We start from the raw sequence: 15,853 nt of genomic DNA, 5'->3' as shown, positions 1-15,853 counted from the left end.
CGCCTCCAGTCATGATTGATTACTTGGCGTTCTTACTCAACCATGCGTTCATCTCGGCAATTTCCGCTTCCTGAGCCTTGATCACGGCTTCGGCGAGTTTGCGGATCTCGGGATCCTTGCCGTATTTGAGCTCGATCTTCGCCATGTCGATCGCGCCCTGGTGATGCGGGATCATGCCGCGAACGAAATCGACATCGGCATTGCCGGTCATCTTGACCATCATGTCCTTGTGCATCTTGGCATTGGCTTCGGCAAAGGCATGGCTGGAGGGGCTGTGATCGCCCATCGGTTTGCTCATATCCATCTGCATGTCCTCGGCAAATGCCGGGGCAGCGAAAGCGAGGGTGGAAATGAGGGCGATGATTTTCATGGACATGCGAGGTCCTTCCTCTGTCTGACAAAAGAGAATGCACGATTACTGTCGTGCAGGCGTAATCGAGGTGTCAGACGAGGCGAGGAGGAGGGGCCTGCGGCGCCGGGCGCAGATCGGCAAGCACCCTGCCGGCAGCCGGTGCCGGATAGGCGAAAACAGGCTTTCCGCCATCGACGATCACCACAGCCGCGGGTGTCACCAGACAGTAGGAGCAGGTCGTCATGTGGCCGGGATTGCCGGGCGAACACGGATCCTTCGCCGCGTCCTGCCCATGATCCATCGCCATATGGTGGGGCGTACCCATTTCTGGCATGTCATGCTGCATGCCGGAAGCGGCCGGCTGGCTCATCGACGCACACATCGGACAGCCCGCCCAGGCGGACGCGCTGAAGGTCAGCCACCCCAATATCATCGCCATGATCGCAACGAGACGCATGAGCCGAAGATAGGTGAGGGCGCCTGGTTCGCCAAGAGGCACGTCAGAGCTTGGCGGCTTTTCTCAGGACCTCGTTGATCCGCCCCTGCCAACCCTTGCCGGTCGCCTTGAAGGCATCGATCACATCAGGATCGAGCCGCAGCGAAATCTGCCGCTTCGGCTTCTCGACCGCAGGCCTGCCCCGCGCACGGCGAATGCTCTCGGCCAGCTCCGGGAAGACCTCCGCGAAGGGCCGGGCATTCTTGAAGTCTTCCTCGGTCCATTCGGGATTGTCGGGGTCTTCAGCGATGCCACGCTGAATCCGCGCCTCTTCCTCGTCAGTGAGGGCGGGAATGATCCGCCTGGATTTGCTCATAGAGTTTCCTCTCTTTCCGGCTCGCGGGCCGCATCGAGATGATCGAAATGCCCTCGCTCCCCAAGGTCGCGAAGACGACGGCAAGAATATCCCCGATGGCAAAGCCGATCGCCTTCAGCCGCCTATCCCGCGCATCGATGATCACAGCATCCGCAAAGAATTCGAGATCGAGCTCGCGAAAGTCGAGGCCGTGCTTCGCCAGATTTCGAAACCGCTTCGGCTCATCCCAAACGATCTTCACCGCAATGATATCCGATATTAAAAGTGATACAATAAATTCTGGATTGCAACCAGAATAATATGCATCTCAATAGTCGGCAATCACCTGATGGACGATCTGGTAGTCGCGGCTTTCCTCGCCGAGCGGCGCCACCGGCCAGCTCCAGGATGCCTTTATGTCCTGCGGCACCGACACGCCCTGCAGCAGGTCGGCCGTCTCGTGCGTCTTTCCCGTCCGGTCGATGACGGCATAGGAGATATCGGTGACGAGGCAGTTGGCGCAGGGCAGGGCCCGCAGCTCCTCGATATGCGCGGCGATCAATCGCTGCACGGTATCATCAGGCATTGCGCTGCCTTGCTCCGCCTCGAAACGCCGCTTGACCCCGCGCCCGATCTGCGACAGCAGATTTGCCGAGATCACCAGATCGAGATAGGGCACGCCGCGCAGGAAGCCGAGCGGCTCCGCATTGCCCGTCTGTCGCAACTCGTCATAGCCGGAGAGATCGCGCTCGATCAGCCGGACGTTCCGGTATCCCTTTGCCCTCAGCCAGAGCCGTACCGAGGCGAGATGCACGAGATCGACCAGCACGACCGTATCGAAGGCCTTCGCCAGCGCCTCGATCGGCACGTCACGCAAAAGCCCGGATCCGAGCACGACAACAGTCCGCTTCTGTCGGAGACCGGAAGCCGCCGTTAGCATCGCCGCCCGGCTCTTCTCCTCATGCACCGCCCATGAACTGCTGCAGCGCCGGGCGCGCGACCAGAGATTGACGGAATAGCAGATATAGCCGGGGTGGGCCCTGGTCGTCACGGGAACTGTGGCGGCATACTGGAGGATTTCGGCGATCATGGAATTCTACGTGCACATTCCCGGCAATATAAACTGTGTGCGTTGCTGACAGCGGCTAATCGGTCAGGCCGAGGCGCCGCCGCAAGAAATCGTCGATGGTATCGGCCGATTCCCCGCTTTCGATCCTGTCCAGCTCGGCTTCAGCCTCCTCAAGGTCCTGCGCGTCCTCGACATATTGCTGGATGACCTGGAAGACATAATCCTCGACAGACATCTCAGCCTCGGCGGCGTGCTCGGCGATGATTGCGTGCATTTCATCGGGCATTTCGATGGTCATGATCTTGGTCATCGCCGGGCTCCTTTTCGCGGCAAATCTATAGCAGCGGGCGGCGCTGTTCGCCAGCCGTTGCCCTTGCCGCCCCCGGCTCGTTCCTCTAAGAGAACCCTTCATTCAGCAGTTTGGAAAATCTGGCCAGTGACCCTATGAACGACAAGCAGAAGAAACCGCAAAAGCTCAAGGCCCGCCTGCCGCGCGGCTTCGTTGACCGCTCGGCTGCCGATATCCGCGCCGTCAACGAAATGACCGCGAAGATCCGTGAGGTCTACGAGCATTATGGTTTCGATCCTGTCGAAACGCCGCTCTTCGAATATACGGATGCGCTCGGCAAGTTCCTGCCGGATGCCGACCGTCCGAACGAGGGCGTCTTCTCGCTTCAGGATGATGACGAGCAGTGGATGAGTCTGCGCTACGACCTGACGGCGCCGCTCGCCCGTCATGTCGCCGAGAATTTCAACGATATCCAGCTGCCGTACCGCACCTATCGCGCCGGCTATGTGTTCCGCAACGAGAAGCCCGGCCCCGGCCGCTTCCGCCAGTTCATGCAGTTCGATGCCGATACGGTTGGCGCGCCCGGCGTCCAGGCCGATGCCGAAATGTGCATGATGATGGCCGATACGCTCGAAGCCCTGGGCATCAAGCGCGGCGACTACGTCATCCGCGTCAACAACCGCAAGGTCCTCGACGGCGTTCTCGAAGCGATCGGCCTCGGCGGTGACGACAAGGCCGCCCAGCGCCTCAACGTGCTGCGCGCCATCGACAAGCTCGACAAGTTCGGCCCCGAGGGCGTCGCACTGCTACTCGGCCCCGGCCGCAAGGATGAGTCCGGCGACTTCACCAAGGGTGCCGGTCTCGACCAGAGCCAGATCGACAAGGTCCTCTTCTTCGTCGGCATCAAGAATTATGCCGAAAGCGCTGATGAGCTCGCCGAGCTGGTGGCTGGCACGTCCAAGGGCGGCGAAGGCGTCGAGGAACTGAATTTCATCGGCAGCCTGGTCACCAGCGGCGGTTACGACAGCACCCGCATCAAGATCGACCCCTCCGTCGTCCGCGGCCTCGAATATTACACCGGCCCGGTCTACGAAGCCGAGCTCCTCTTCGACGTCACCAACGAGAAGGGCGAAAAGGTCGTCTTCGGTTCGGTCGGCGGCGGTGGCCGTTACGATGGCCTCGTCTCCCGCTTCATGGGCCAGCCGGTTCCCGCGACCGGCTTCTCGATCGGCGTCTCGCGCCTGATGACGGCGCTGAAGAACCTCGGCAAGCTTGGCCAGAGCGAGGTCATCGAGCCCGTTCTCGTTACCGTCATGGATGGCGATGTCGAGGCGATGGGCCGCTACCAGCGCCTGACGCAGGAGCTGCGCGCCGCCGGTATCCGCGCCGAGATGTTCCAGGGCAACTGGAAAAAGTTCGGCAACCAGCTGAAATATGCCGACCGCCGCGGCTGCCCCGTCGCCATCATCCAGGGTGGTGACGAGCGGGCCACCGGTGTGGTGCAGATCAAGGACCTGATCGAGGGCAAGCGCCTTTCCGGCGAGATCGAAGACAATGCCAGCTGGCGCGAAGCGCGCGTCGCGCAGGAAACCGTGCCGGAAGCCGACCTCGTTGCCAAGGTGAAGGAAATTCTGGCGGCTCAGGCGGAAGACCGGAAGCGGGCGTCGAATGCGTGACCTTCCCCTCCCCAACCCCTCCCCACAAGGGGGAGGGGCTTCACGCGGCGCTGTCTCGCGCAATGCCGCAACTGAGAGATTTCCGGCCTCGCTCGGCGAGTGCCGCGGGTTAGTCACTCCCCCTTGTGGGGAGGGGTTGGGGAGGGGACTTTGATCAATCTTCCCAACTTCGCCACCGACCTCCTCACCGAGTTCGCCACCCGCAAGACGGAGCGCATCGACACGCCCGTCATCCAGCCGGCCGAACCCTTCCTGGATATCGCCGGCGAAGACCTTCGCCGCCGTATCTTCATGACGGAGAGCGAGACCGGCGCCAGCCTTTGCCTGCGCCCGGAATTCACCATTCCGGTCTGCCTGCGCCACATCGAGACCGCGACCGGCACGCCGAAGCGCTATTCCTATCTCGGCGAAGTCTTTCGTCAGCGCCGTGATGGCGGCAACGAGTTCTATCAGGCGGGGATCGAAGATCTCGGCGAGACCGATACGGCGAGCGCCGATGCGCGTGCCATCGGCGATGCCGTCGCCATCCTGCAGCAGCTGATCCCCGGCAAGACCTTCTCGACCGTTCTCGGCGACCAGGCGGTCTTCGAAGCCGTCGTCCAGGCGCTTGGCCTGCCGCTCGGCTGGCAGAAGCGGCTGATCCACGCCTTCGGCAACATGACGCAGATCGAGGCGCTGCTTGCGAGCCTCGTCAGCCCGCAATTCGTCACCGGTCTCGACGATGAGATCGCCAGGCTCGTGGCAGCAGACAACGACCAGGCTCTGATCGCCCATATCGACCAGACGATGGAAGCGACCGGCTATTCCACCAATGCCAGCCGTTCGCCCGCCGATATCGCCCGCCGTCTCAAGGAAAAGCTGGTGCTCTCCGAGACCCGGCTCGATGACGATGCCTTCCGGGTGCTGGAAGAGTTTCTGTCGCTGAATGTGCCGCTGGCCGATGCATCCTCGGCGCTCGCAGGCTTTGCCGATGCCGCCGGCCTGAAGATCGGCACCGCGCTATCGCATTTCGATAGCCGCCTGGCTGCGCTCTCCAATGCCGGTCTCGATCTCTCATCGATGGATTACCGCGCCGCCTTCGGCCGCCCGCTGGATTACTATACCGGCCTCGTCTTCGAGGTCAGCGTCGAGGGTTCGTCGGCGGTTCTCGCCGGTGGCGGCCGCTTCGACAGGCTGTTGAACTTCCTCGGCGCCCGCGAGCGTATCCCGGCCGTCGGCTTCTCGCTCTGGCTCGACCGCATCGAAACGGAAAGGGCAGCGGCATGACCGTTACCATCGCACTGCCGTCCAAGGGCCGGATGAAGGACGATGCCTCGGCGATCTTCGAGCGCGCCGGCATGAAGATCACTGCCGTCGGCAACGACCGCTCCTATCGCGGTCGCGTCGAAGGCTGGGATGATGTCGAGGTCGCCTTCCTGTCGGCTTCGGAAATCTCCCGCGAGCTCGGCAACGGCTCGATCGATTTCGGCGTCACCGGCGAGGATCTGGTGCGCGAAGGTCTGGCAGAGACCGACAAGCGCGTCGAATTCTGCGCCCGCCTCGGCTTCGGCCATGCCGATGTCGTTGTGGCGGTTCCGGAGATCTGGCTCGATGTCGATACGATGGCCGATCTCGGCGATGTCGCCGCCGACTTCCGCGCCCGCCACGGCCGCCGCCTGACCATCGCCACCAAATACTGGCGCCTGACGCAGCAGTTCTTTTCCAGCCAGCACGGCATCCAGCTCTATCGTATCGTCGAGAGCCTGGGCGCCACCGAGGGTGCGCCAGCCTCCGGCTCGGCCGATATCATCGTCGATATCACCTCCACCGGCTCGACGCTGCGGGCAAACCACCTGCGCGTCCTCAACGACGGCGTCATCCTGCGCTCGGAGGCCTGCCTGGTGCGCGCCCGCAAGGAAAGCCACGCGGCAGAACCCGTCGTGGCGAAGATCGTTGCCGCCGTCCGCGGCGCTCTCTGATTTTTCCAGGATGCTGAAAAACGCAAAAACCCGCCGTCGCGAGACGGCGGGTTTCTTTATGCTTGGGAGGCTTCGGCTTAGGCCGTAAGAGCCGATACACCGCGGCGGGCGTCGATCGAGTAGGCACCGGCACCGACAGTTGCGAGCAGGATGTAGGCACCAGCCAGCGTGAAGTTCTTCATGACCATGATCTGGTTCAGGATGTTCACGAGTTCAGCACCGCTTGCATAGGGCAGGTGGAAGACGACGGCGGTGAACACACAGAAGGCAGCGAGCAGCCAGCCGACGATGCGAACCTGGAAGCCGACGAGAACGGCAAGGCCGGTCAGCAGTTCGAAGAGGCCTGCGAGATAGGTCAGCGCGGTTGCGGCCGGAAGGCCAGCACCGGCGATCATGCCGGCAGTGCCAGCCGGGTCGGTGATCTTGCCGAAGCCGGCGAGGATGAACATGAACGACAGCAGGATGCGGGCAAGCACGAGAAGAAGGCTAGAGGTATTCGACATGGACGTAATCTCCGTTTGAATGACTGTGAGATCCGCTGATCTCGTTGGCCACACTTGTCGCGCATTTTGTCGCAGCTGGAAAGATAAACGAACGGGGACGGTTCGTTCAGTATTTTGAAACGGTCGTCTCTTGAAGGCGGCTTGTCTTCCCGGCGGTCGCTCTCTTATGGTCGGCCACCAACCCCCACGGAGATTTCAATGGCAGACCTTTCGAGCTTCCCGATCACCGAGCGCTGGCCGGCAAAGAACCCGGATGTCATCCAGCTCTATTCGCTGCAGACGCCGAATGGCGTGAAGATATCGATCGCGCTGGAAGAGCTCGGTCTGCCCTATGAGCCGCATTATGTCGGCTTCGCTCAGAACGACCAGAAATCCGCGGAATTCGTCTCGCTCAATCCGAACGGCCGCATACCCTCGATCATCGATCCCAATGGTCCGGATGGCAAACCGATCGGCCTCTTCGAATCCGGCGCCATCTTGCTCTATCTCGCCGAGAAGACCGGCAAGCTGATCCCTGCCGATGCCGCCGGCCGTTACGAGACCATCCAGTGGGTCTTCTTCCAGATGGCCGGCATTGGCCCGATGTTCGGGCAGTTTGGCCATTTCTACAAGGCGGCAGCCGATAAGGTCGCCAACAACAGCTATCCGATGGAGCGCTACCGCGATGAGGCCAAGCGCCTGCTGAGCGTGCTGGAGAGCCGCCTGCAGGGCCGCCAGTGGATCATGGGCGATGAATACACCATCGCCGACATCACCACCTTCCCGTGGATCCGTGGCGCCGACATCTTCTATGGCGGCCGCGAGGTGCTGGAATACGCGAAATTCCCGGCAGTGATGGCCTGGCTGGAGCGCTGCATCGCCCGCCCGGCAAGCGCCAAGGGGCTGAACATCCCGGTCAAGCCGGTGTAAGCCAAACAGCAAAGGCCGGTCGAAGGACCGGCCTTTTTTCAATTCTGTGCCTGCGCAGTGACGCTTACTGGCGGCTCGCCATCTGGTTGGCGTTGTCGAGCTTGAAGCGCGGGAAGATGAAGACGCCGACCATGCTGCCGCTGTACTTCTCTTCCAGTCCGGCAGACTCGCCCATGCAGAACAGCGGCTGGCGGAAGCCGTTCGGCATGACGATGGTCGTCGAGAAGCAGAAGGACGAGGAGAGCGTCGCGGCCTGCTCGAAAAGCGCCAGGATATGGGCGCGATCCTTCACGTCGTAACAGCGCATCAGGCTGAGCAGCCCGCATTCCCGGCCGGCGAGACCATGGAGCATCGAGCTCCATTCGCCAAGCTGGATGACGCCGCTGGAGAAATCGCCGTTCCACGCTTCAGAGACGGAAAACTGCGCGAGCATTTCCTGGTTGTGATGGGTCAGATCAAAGGAGCCAGGCGTAAGAGGGGCTGCAACATTGGCTTTGGCGATCTTGAACAAATGGGGTTCCCCGTGTCGTGCGCAGTTCTATGCAGCGCTCGTGCGGTGTGACGAAAACATCTTCATGCGACACCGGTCATCATGTCCGGGCGTGAGCAAAATACGGCGCCGCCGATGCGGAACCCTTCTCATGCTCTTTTCAAAATTCTGGCGCGGAATGCTCTGCAGCCGGCGTCATTTGCAAAATACGGTCTTCCGCTGGCGGGCGGAAAAATATCGTCATGCACTGCAATTTGCAGCGCGGATTTATAGGCAGTTTTTAGAGGCGGCAAATGCTTTTTCGGGGGTAATCCGCAACGCGAAGGATGCGATATATTGCATGCTTCTATAAAAGGTAGAAGAAATCAAAGTAAAAAGTTGCCCGTTTTATGAGATGTAAACGGTTACGCTTCGCAAAAATTTCACATTGCAGCGGTGAAACCAATTTCACTGAGAGTATTTCACCTGATGACAAAAAACGCGGCTTGGTAAGTCTCGCGAAAGCTTCGGAGTCCGATTTTCGCACAAAATAGACGCTTAAACGTTTTACCAGTTCGGTTCCTGTGGCCTCGAAAATTGGTAAGGCCGAATCGGTTCTCCGCAAACGAAAAGGGCGGCCCGAAGACCGCCCTTCCGTAACTGAACCGGATGGCCCAGATGTTAGACCCGAAGGTCTTACATCATGTCCATACCGCCCATGCCGCCCATGCCGCCAGGCATGCCAGCCGGAGCGTCCTTCTTCGGCAGCTCGGCGATCATGGCTTCCGTGGTGATCAGCAGCGAAGCAACCGAAGCTGCGTTCTGCAGAGCCGTACGGACGACCTTGACCGGGTCGACGATGCCCATGGCGATCATGTCGCCATATTCGGACGTCTGGGCGTTGTAGCCGTAGTTGTCCTGATCCTTGTCGAGAACCTTGCCGACAACGATCGAAGCTTCGTCACCAGCGTTTTCTGCGATCTGGCGAACCAGAGCCTGCAGAGCGCGGCGGATGATGTTGATGCCAGCTTCCTGGTCGTCGTTCTCACCCTTGGACTTGATCTTCGTGGAAGAGCGCAGCAGAGCGATACCACCGCCCGGTACGATGCCTTCCTGAACAGCAGCGCGCGTCGCGTTCAGAGCGTCGTCGATGCGGTCCTTCTTTTCCTTGACTTCGACTTCCGTCGAACCGCCAACGCGGATAACGGCAACGCCGCCAGCGAGCTTGGCAAGACGTTCCTGCAGCTTTTCGCGGTCGTAGTCGGAAGAGGTTTCTTCGATCTGAGCCTTGATCTGGGCAACGCGGCCTTCGATGTCGGACTTGGCGCCAGCGCCGTCGACGATCGTGGTGTTTTCCTTCGAGATCGAAACCTTCTTGGTACGGCCGAGCATGTCGAGCGTAACGGATTCGAGCTTGATGCCGAGGTCTTCGGAGATGACAGTGCCGCCCGTCAGGATGGCGATGTCTTCGAGCATGGCCTTGCGGCGGTCGCCGAAGCCAGGAGCCTTGACGGCAGCGATCTTGAGGCCGCCGCGCAGCTTGTTGACGACGAGCGTAGCAAGAGCTTCGCCCTCGACGTCTTCAGCGATGATGAGGAGCGGCTTGCCGGTCTGAACGACAGCTTCGAGAACCGGGAGCATAGACTGCAGGTTCGAGAGCTTCTTCTCGTGGAGGAGAATGAAGGCGTCTTCGAGGTCAGCAACCATCTTTTCCGGGTTGGTGACGAAGTACGGGCTCAGGTAGCCGCGGTCGAACTGCATGCCTTCGACGACTTCGAGTTCGGTTTCAGCGGTCTTGGCTTCTTCGACGGTGATAACACCTTCGTTGCCGACCTTCTGCATGGCTTCAGCAATATCGAGACCGATCTGCTTTTCGCCGTTTGCGGAGATCGTGCCGACCTGGGCAACTTCTTCCGAAGTGTTGATCTTCTTGGCCTTGGCCTGGAGATCCTTGACGACTTCGGCAACAGCGAGGTCGATACCGCGCTTCAGGTCCATCGGGTTCATGCCGGCTGCAACAGCCTTGGCGCCTTCGCGAACGATAGCGCGGGCGAGAACCGTTGCCGTCGTCGTGCCGTCGCCGGCGATGTCGTTGGTCTTCGAAGCAACTTCGCGGACCATCTGGGCGCCCATGTTTTCGAACTTGTCTTCAAGTTCGATTTCCTTGGCGACCGATACGCCGTCCTTGGTGATGCGCGGAGCGCCGAAGGACTTGTCGATAACGACGTTACGGCCCTTCGGACCGAGGGTGACCTGCACTGCGTCAGCGAGGATGTCGACGCCGCGCAGCATCTTTTCGCGCGCAGAGCGGCCGAACTTTACTTCTTTAGCTGCCATTTTGATAACTCCTGAAAAGGGGTGTCAGCGATAAGCGGAACGGGATGACCGGCTGATCAGCCGATGATGCCCATGATGTCGGCTTCCTTCATGATGAGAAGGTCTTCGCCGTTGATCTTGACTTCGGTGCCCGACCACTTGCCGAACAGAACGCGGTCGCCAGCCTTGACGTCGAGAGCGACGACCTTGCCGGACTCGTCACGAGCGCCGGAACCGACAGCGACGATTTCGCCTTCCTGCGGCTTTTCCTTAGCGGTGTCCGGGATGATGATGCCACCCTTGGTCTTTTCTTCGGACTCAACGCGGCGAACAACGACGCGGTCGTGAAGGGGGCGGAAATTGGTGCTTGCCATTGTCTAATCCCTCGATCAAATGACATTCGCGGACCGGGGTGGCCCACATGGATGAGTGTTAGCACTCTCCAATGAGGAGTGCTAGACGCCGTGCATTTAGGGATGGCTCCAGAAAGAGTCAAGGAAAGCCTTCGCGGATTTTTGCGCCGGAATTGTGGAGAGGGCCCGAATTAGCGAGAGGGCCCTAATGGCTAGAGGGTAGGGGATTTGTCTGACGTGGTTGCCGAACCCATGCCGCGGCCTGCTTTTTCCGAAGCCTTCGCCGTCTGGGCCCGCATCGGCTGTCTGAGCTTCGGCGGCCCCGCCGGTCAGATCGCCCTGATGCACAAGACGGTGGTCGAGGAAAAGCGCTGGATCTCCGAAGACCGTTTCCTGCACGCCCTGAATTACTGCATGCTTCTGCCCGGCCCGGAGGCTCAGCAGCTCGCCACCTATATCGGCTGGCTGATGCATGGCGTTCGCGGCGGCATCGCTGCCGGCCTGCTCTTCATCATGCCGGGCTTTCTCGTCATCCTCGTGCTTTCCGGTCTCTATGCCTATTTCCAGAATGCCGAATGGCTGCTGGCGCTGTTCTTCGGCCTGAAGGCCGCCGTGCTCGCCATCGTCATCGAGGCGCTGATGCGGGTCGCCGGCCGGGCGCTGAAATCGCGCTTTCATTATTATGTTGCGGCTGCCTCTTTCGTGGCGCTCTTCCTGCTCAATCTGCCATTCCCGCTCGTGGTCCTCGCAGCCGGCATCGCCGGCTTCGTCGTCGAGCGGCGCAGGCGAAAGGCGGAGGGTGTGGCACCCGTCAAGGCTCCGGCGTCCTCGGGCATGCTGTCGGGATTGACCAGCCGCCATATCGCCAGGCCGTTCCTCATTCTCGCCTTCTGGGTTCTCGTCTGGCAGTTCCCGCTGCTAATCGTTCGGGGATTGCACGCGCCGTCCGATCTCATCGCCGAGGCGCTGAGCGGCGAGACCAACGTCTTTGCCGCCGTCTTCGTCTTCTTCTCGAAGATGGCCGTCGTCACCTTCGGCGGCGCCTATGCCGTGCTCTCCTATGTCGCGCAGATAGCGGTCGAGCATTATGCCTGGCTGCGTCCCGGCGAGATGCTGGACGGGCTGGCGCTGGCCGAGACGACGCCCGGGCCGCTGGTCCTCGTCCTCTGTTTCGTCGGCTTCATGGCCGGGTTCCGCAATGCGCTCGGCATCGACCCGCTGTTCGGCGGCGTGATCGGCGCCAGCCTCGCGGCATGGGCTACCTTCGTGCCGAGCTTCGTCTGGATCTTCGCCGGGGCGCCCTTCGTCGAGAAGCTCCGCCAGAACAAGATCTTGTCGGCAGCGCTCTCGGCGATTACCGCCGCCGTTGTCGGCGTCATCCTCAACCTGGCGCTCTGGTTCGGCCTGCACGTGCTCTTTGCCGATGTCGGCAATATCGCGTTGCTGTCGCGCGCCACCGGCCTTCCGCTCGTCAGCCTCGCCTGGCCGGTCTGGAGCTCGCTGAATATCGCCGCTGCTCTGATTTTCGTTGCCGCCTGCGTCATGCTCTTCCGCTTCAAGCTCGGCATGGTCAGCATCCTCGGCTTTGCCGCCGCCGCCGGTCTCGCCGTGCGCGGCGTCGAGCTGCTTCTCTAGCGGCGCGCTCCTGTTTTTGCGCCGCGAGGCCGAAAAAACCTTGCCATCCCGCCGGGCCTTTGCAATGTCACGCCTGACTGAAAAGCAAACGGGATATCGGAATGGCCAAGCGCATCGGAAGTTTTGCGGAAATCACCAGCCAGTATGACGCGGTGTTCTGCGATGTCTGGGGCGTGCTCCACAATGGCGTCGATCCCTTTCCGAAGGCCGCCGCCGCGCTGGAAGCCGCCCGCGGCGAGGGGCTGACGGTCGTCCTCATCACCAATTCCCCGCGCATCGCCCCGCTGGTCGTCGATCAGCTTCGCCATATCGGCATCCAGGACGGCGCTTACGATCGCATCATCACCTCCGGTGACGTCACCCGCGGCCTGATCGCCGAAGGCCCGAAGAAGGTCTTCCTGCTCGGCCCCGAGCGCGACATCGCCATCATCGAAGGCCTCGGTGTCGAGCGCGTCGATGCCAATGAAGCAGAGTCAGTCGTCTGCACCGGCTTCTTCGATGACGAGAAGGAAGTGCCGGAAGATTATACGGAGATGCTCAAGGAATTTCAGTCGCGCGACGTGCCGATGATCTGCGCCAATCCTGATCTGGTCGTCGAGCGCGGTCACAAGATGATCCCCTGCGCCGGTGCCATGGCTGCCTATTACAACCAGCTCGGCGGCGCGACCCGCATTGCCGGCAAGCCGCACACGCCGATCTATGACGCCGTGCTTGAGACCGCCAAGGAGCTGCGCGGCGATTTCCCGAAGAGCCGTATCCTCGCAATCGGCGACGGAATGCCGACGGATGTGCGTGGCGCCCTCGATTACGGCCTCGACCTTCTCTATATCAGCGGCGGTATCCACGCGAAGGAATACACGCTGAACGGCGAAACGGATGAAGCCATCCTGCACGCCTATCTGGAGCGTGAGAAGGCCGCGCCGAAGTGGTGGATACCACGCCTCGCATAAGAAGAAGCCCTGCCGATGACCGTCTTTCACCGCAATGAAACCCGCGAACCGCTGCCATCCCATCTGAGAGGCGGCGTCATTGCCATCGGCAATTTCGACGGCGTCCATCGCGGCCACCAGTCGGTTCTGACGCGGGCGCTGGAGATCGCCAGGGCACGCGGCGTCCCGGCGCTGGTGCTCACCTTCGAGCCGCATCCGCGCACGGTCTTCCGGCCGGATAGCCCGGTTTTCCGCATCACGCCGGCACCTTTGAAGGCCCGCATCCTCGAAGCCCTCGGCTTCGGCGCCGTCATCGAATATCCCTTCGACCGCGAATTCTCGCAGCGCTCGCCTGACGATTTCATCCACGGCATTCTCAAGGATTGGCTCGGCGCTTCCGAGGTCGTCACCGGCGTCGATTTCCATTTCGGCAAGGGCCGCGAAGGCGGACCGGCCTTCCTGATGGATGCCGGCCAGAAATACGGCTTCGGCGTCACCCTGATCGATGCCTTCCGCGACGAGAATGCCGATGTCGTCTCCTCGAGCCGCATCCGCGCGCTGCTGAAGGATGGCGATGTCAGCGAGGCTGCTGCCCTGCTCGGCTATCACTATACGGTCGAGGCCGAGATCATCGGCGGCGAAAAGCTCGGCCGCCAGCTCGGCTTCCCGACAGCCAACATGCAGCTGCCGCCCGAGGCCGAACTCGCCTCCGGCATCTATGCGGTCCGCTTCCGGCTGCAGAACGGCACGCTTCACGATGCGGTCGCCAGCTATGGCCGCCGCCCGACAGTGACCGAAAACGGCGCGCCGCTCTTGGAAACCTACGTCTTCGATTTCAGCGGCGATCTCTACGGCCAGATCTGTTCGGTCTCCTTCTTCGGATACCTCCGGCCGGAACTGAAATTCGACGGCCTCGACCCGCTCGTCGCCCAGATCAAGCGCGACGAGGAAGAGGCGAGGGCACTGCTCTCAGGCGTGCAGCCACTCGGCGAACTCGACCGGCTGATCTGCTTCGGCTGACACCTTACCGTGTAGCCCCCTCATCTGCCTGCCGGCATCTTCTCCCCGCGGGGGAGAAGAGAGGAGACCGCGACGCCCCCACCTCTTCCCTTCTCCCCGGCGGGGAGAAGGTGCCCGCAGGGCGGATGAGGGGGCCAAGTCCTCCACATCTGCTTAGGCCATCCCGACTGCCGGCGCCTGCTTCCCGCGCGGCAGCGGCGGAAACGCGAGCGCGATGGCCGCCGCACCGAGTCCCACCAGCGCCGACCCGATGAACAGCCACGAATAGTTCTGGTAGGTATCGAAGATCCAGCCACCGATCAGCGGCCCGAAGGCCATGCCGATGCTCGAGAGCATCGTCGCGGCCCCGAACACCGTGCCGATCACCTTCGGTCCGAAATATTCGCGCGCCAGCACCGCATAGAGCGGCATGACCCCGCCATAGGCGCTGCCGAAGATCACCGCGAGCGCGTAGAACTGTCCGAGTTCGCTGACCGCCAGATAGGTCGCCAGCGCCGCCGCTTGCACCAGAAGCCCCGCAACCAGCACCGGCTTGACGCCGAACTTGTCCGCCAGGCTGCCGTAGAGCAGGCGACCGCCGAGACCGGCAAGCCCCTCGACGCTGTAGATGCTGACCGCCGCCATCGGCGCCACGCCGCAGATCGTCGCGTAGCTCACCATATGGAAGATCGGTCCGGAATGGGCCGCGCAGCAGGCAAAGAACGTGCCGCCGAGCACCAGGAACTGCGGCGAGCGGAAGATCTTGCCGAGCGCCGGGCGCTCGCCGCCTGCTGCTTCCACCATGCCTTGGTCGCTTGCCGGAGAGGGCGCGCGGCGTACGAGCAAAGCGGCCGGGATCAGCAGGACCCAGGCGCCGATGCCGATGATCAGCATCGCTGTGCGCCAGTCATAGGCCGATATCAGCGCCCGGGCGAGCGGCGAGATCGTCATCGGCGCAACGCCCATGCCCGCCGAAACCAGCGACACCGCCAGCCCGCGGTTTTCCTCGAACCACTCGGTCGTCGAGGCGATCATTGGCGCGAAGAAGGCGCTCGCCGAAATCCCGACGAGGACGCCGTAGGTCAGTTGGAACTGCATCAGCGATCCCGCCCGGCTGGCGAGAACCAGTGCCAGCCCGAGAAGTAGCGCCCCGATCAGCACGACGGGGCGGGGGCCGAAGCGGTCGCTCAGCGCACCCCACATGAAGCCGCCGACGCCCATGACGATGAAGTTCAGCGTCATGGCGCTGGCAATGCCGGTATGCGACCAGCCGGTATCGGTGGCGATCGGCTGCTGGAAGATGGCGAGAGAGAACATTGCGCCGAGCGCAACGCATGTCATCAGGGCGCCGGCGGCGACGATGACCCAACGATAGGAACTGCTCATATCCACTTCACTCCCTGTGGATCGAATGGAATGCAGGCGCGGCAAGACCCGTGCTGCACTCCAAGGACGTGCGAGCCGTCGGCATTTCGACAGTGCCACGATAATTTTTGCTTGTCGCCGCCCTCCGCCAAAAATGGCGGTTTCATGGCAAATACGCTTGTCCCGATGCCTGAGGGGTATATGTCTGAACTGTCATATGACGCGGATTCGCTGCGCCCC

General features: G+C 61.8%; 18 protein-coding genes. 7 read left to right on the top strand and 11 right to left on the bottom strand.

What is annotated here, in order from left to right:
- Positions 1-19: 19 nt before the first annotated feature.
- From copM to ACQZ5H_RS22600, 6 genes are all read right to left on the bottom strand, one after another.
- Positions 20-376 (bottom strand): CopM family metallochaperone, encoded by a 357-nt coding sequence (copM, locus tag ACQZ5H_RS22625; RefSeq protein WP_449099049.1) that lies wholly within the window; start codon positions 374-376, stop codon positions 20-22.
- Positions 377-443: 67 nt separating this feature from the next.
- The gene (locus ACQZ5H_RS22620; protein WP_130279452.1) at positions 444-809 is read right to left on the bottom strand and encodes a DUF2946 family protein; all 366 of its coding nucleotides are present in this window, start codon (positions 807-809) and stop codon (positions 444-446) included.
- Between the two features lie 43 nt (positions 810-852).
- Complete coding sequence (locus tag ACQZ5H_RS22615) at positions 853-1,164, bottom strand: BrnA antitoxin family protein (RefSeq protein ID WP_203429515.1); 312 nt, start codon at positions 1,162-1,164, stop codon at positions 853-855.
- Positions 1,127-1,405, bottom strand: coding sequence for a BrnT family toxin (locus ACQZ5H_RS22610; protein ID WP_130278978.1), 279 nt, complete (start codon positions 1,403-1,405; stop codon positions 1,127-1,129). Before ACQZ5H_RS22610 ends, ACQZ5H_RS22615 begins: the two co-directional genes overlap by 38 nt.
- A gap of 66 nt (positions 1,406-1,471) precedes the next feature.
- Positions 1,472-2,233: a hypothetical protein gene (locus ACQZ5H_RS22605; protein ID WP_449099048.1), complete on the bottom strand. Its 762-nt coding sequence runs from the start codon at positions 2,231-2,233 to the stop codon at positions 1,472-1,474.
- 55 nt (positions 2,234-2,288) lie between these two features.
- Positions 2,289-2,522 (bottom strand): hypothetical protein, encoded by a 234-nt coding sequence (locus tag ACQZ5H_RS22600; RefSeq protein ID WP_449099047.1) that lies wholly within the window; start codon positions 2,520-2,522, stop codon positions 2,289-2,291.
- A 134-nt stretch (positions 2,523-2,656) separates the two neighbouring features.
- On the opposite strand from ACQZ5H_RS22600, the gene hisS reads away from it, so the two are divergent.
- The 3 genes from hisS to hisG all read left to right on the top strand — a co-directional run bounded on the left by hisS (position 2,657) and on the right by hisG (position 6,135).
- A complete protein-coding gene (gene hisS / locus ACQZ5H_RS22595) occupies positions 2,657-4,177 on the top strand; it encodes a histidine--tRNA ligase (RefSeq protein ID WP_449099046.1) in 1,521 nt (506 codons plus the stop codon).
- Positions 4,178-4,327: 150 nt separating this feature from the next.
- The gene (locus ACQZ5H_RS22590; protein WP_449099045.1) at positions 4,328-5,443 is read left to right on the top strand and encodes an ATP phosphoribosyltransferase regulatory subunit; all 1,116 of its coding nucleotides are present in this window, start codon (positions 4,328-4,330) and stop codon (positions 5,441-5,443) included.
- A complete protein-coding gene (hisG, locus tag ACQZ5H_RS22585; RefSeq protein WP_413711052.1) occupies positions 5,440-6,135 on the top strand; it encodes an ATP phosphoribosyltransferase in 696 nt (231 codons plus the stop codon). Before ACQZ5H_RS22590 ends, hisG begins: the two co-directional genes overlap by 4 nt.
- 77 nt (positions 6,136-6,212) lie before the next feature.
- On the opposite strand, the gene ACQZ5H_RS22580 is transcribed toward hisG, so the two are convergent.
- On the bottom strand, positions 6,213-6,638 hold the full coding sequence (locus tag ACQZ5H_RS22580) for a DoxX family protein (RefSeq protein WP_130278972.1): 426 nt from the start codon (positions 6,636-6,638) through the stop codon (positions 6,213-6,215).
- Positions 6,639-6,836: 198 nt separating this feature from the next.
- On the opposite strand from ACQZ5H_RS22580, the gene ACQZ5H_RS22575 reads away from it, so the two are divergent.
- Positions 6,837-7,547, top strand: coding sequence for a glutathione binding-like protein (locus tag ACQZ5H_RS22575; protein WP_112713041.1), 711 nt, complete (start codon positions 6,837-6,839; stop codon positions 7,545-7,547).
- A 64-nt stretch (positions 7,548-7,611) separates the two neighbouring features.
- Here the strand turns inward: ACQZ5H_RS22575 and ACQZ5H_RS22570 are convergent, their stop codons facing one another.
- The 3 genes from ACQZ5H_RS22570 to groES form a co-directional block, all read right to left on the bottom strand.
- On the bottom strand, positions 7,612-8,058 hold the full coding sequence (locus ACQZ5H_RS22570) for a hypothetical protein (RefSeq protein WP_025555502.1): 447 nt from the start codon (positions 8,056-8,058) through the stop codon (positions 7,612-7,614).
- Positions 8,059-8,712: 654 nt separating this feature from the next.
- Positions 8,713-10,353 carry a chaperonin GroEL gene (groL, locus tag ACQZ5H_RS22565; protein ID WP_025555501.1) on the bottom strand — a complete coding sequence of 547 codons (1,641 nt, stop codon included), beginning with the start codon at positions 10,351-10,353 and terminating at the stop codon, positions 8,713-8,715.
- Positions 10,354-10,409: 56 nt separating this feature from the next.
- Entirely contained in the window at positions 10,410-10,706 is a 297-nt protein-coding gene (gene groES / locus ACQZ5H_RS22560) for a co-chaperone GroES (RefSeq protein ID WP_004675403.1), read from the bottom strand.
- A 231-nt stretch (positions 10,707-10,937) separates the two neighbouring features.
- On the opposite strand from groES, the gene chrA reads away from it, so the two are divergent.
- The 3 genes from chrA (at position 10,938) to ACQZ5H_RS22545 (ending at position 14,269) form a co-directional block, all read left to right on the top strand.
- Positions 10,938-12,320 carry a chromate efflux transporter gene (gene chrA, locus ACQZ5H_RS22555; protein WP_449099141.1) on the top strand — a complete coding sequence of 461 codons (1,383 nt, stop codon included), beginning with the start codon at positions 10,938-10,940 and terminating at the stop codon, positions 12,318-12,320.
- A gap of 101 nt (positions 12,321-12,421) precedes the next feature.
- Positions 12,422-13,270, top strand: a complete 849-nt coding sequence (locus ACQZ5H_RS22550; RefSeq protein ID WP_449099044.1) for a TIGR01459 family HAD-type hydrolase — start codon at positions 12,422-12,424, stop codon at positions 13,268-13,270.
- A gap of 15 nt (positions 13,271-13,285) precedes the next feature.
- Positions 13,286-14,269, top strand: coding sequence for a bifunctional riboflavin kinase/FAD synthetase (locus ACQZ5H_RS22545; RefSeq protein WP_449099043.1), 984 nt, complete (start codon positions 13,286-13,288; stop codon positions 14,267-14,269).
- Between the two features lie 153 nt (positions 14,270-14,422).
- Here ACQZ5H_RS22545 and ACQZ5H_RS22540 read toward each other — a convergent pair whose 3' ends face one another.
- Positions 14,423-15,634 carry an MFS transporter gene (locus tag ACQZ5H_RS22540; protein WP_449099042.1) on the bottom strand — a complete coding sequence of 404 codons (1,212 nt, stop codon included), beginning with the start codon at positions 15,632-15,634 and terminating at the stop codon, positions 14,423-14,425.
- Between the last annotated feature and the right edge of the window lie 219 nt (positions 15,635-15,853).

The sequence above is a fragment of the Rhizobium sp. 21-4511-3d genome, from assembly GCF_053522545.1.
The sequence above is the reverse complement of the archived record's forward strand: the minus strand, read 5'-3'. Positions and strand labels throughout refer to the sequence as shown.

Excerpts from the sequence above, each read along its gene's own strand:
- copM (WP_449099049.1), bottom strand. The coding sequence starts at position 376 with ATGTCCATGAAAATCATCGCCCTCATTTCCACCCTCGCTTTCGCTGCC.
- ACQZ5H_RS22620 (WP_130279452.1), bottom strand. The coding sequence starts at position 809 with ATGCGTCTCGTTGCGATCATGGCGATGATATTGGGGTGGCTGACCTTC.
- ACQZ5H_RS22615 (WP_203429515.1), bottom strand. The coding sequence starts at position 1,164 with ATGAGCAAATCCAGGCGGATCATTCCCGCCCTCACTGACGAGGAAGAG.
- ACQZ5H_RS22605 (WP_449099048.1), bottom strand. The coding sequence starts at position 2,233 with ATGATCGCCGAAATCCTCCAGTATGCCGCCACAGTTCCCGTGACGACC.
- ACQZ5H_RS22600 (WP_449099047.1), bottom strand. The coding sequence starts at position 2,522 with ATGACCAAGATCATGACCATCGAAATGCCCGATGAAATGCACGCAATC.
- hisS (WP_449099046.1), top strand. The coding sequence starts at position 2,657 with ATGAACGACAAGCAGAAGAAACCGCAAAAGCTCAAGGCCCGCCTGCCG.
- hisG (WP_413711052.1), top strand. The coding sequence starts at position 5,440 with ATGACCGTTACCATCGCACTGCCGTCCAAGGGCCGGATGAAGGACGAT.
- ACQZ5H_RS22580 (WP_130278972.1), bottom strand. The coding sequence starts at position 6,638 with ATGTCGAATACCTCTAGCCTTCTTCTCGTGCTTGCCCGCATCCTGCTG.
- ACQZ5H_RS22575 (WP_112713041.1), top strand. The coding sequence starts at position 6,837 with ATGGCAGACCTTTCGAGCTTCCCGATCACCGAGCGCTGGCCGGCAAAG.
- groL (WP_025555501.1), bottom strand. The coding sequence starts at position 10,353 with ATGGCAGCTAAAGAAGTAAAGTTCGGCCGCTCTGCGCGCGAAAAGATG.
- groES (WP_004675403.1), bottom strand. The coding sequence starts at position 10,706 with ATGGCAAGCACCAATTTCCGCCCCCTTCACGACCGCGTCGTTGTTCGC.
- chrA (WP_449099141.1), top strand. The coding sequence starts at position 10,938 with ATGCCGCGGCCTGCTTTTTCCGAAGCCTTCGCCGTCTGGGCCCGCATC.
- ACQZ5H_RS22550 (WP_449099044.1), top strand. The coding sequence starts at position 12,422 with ATGGCCAAGCGCATCGGAAGTTTTGCGGAAATCACCAGCCAGTATGAC.
- ACQZ5H_RS22545 (WP_449099043.1), top strand. The coding sequence starts at position 13,286 with ATGACCGTCTTTCACCGCAATGAAACCCGCGAACCGCTGCCATCCCAT.
- ACQZ5H_RS22540 (WP_449099042.1), bottom strand. The coding sequence starts at position 15,634 with ATGAGCAGTTCCTATCGTTGGGTCATCGTCGCCGCCGGCGCCCTGATG.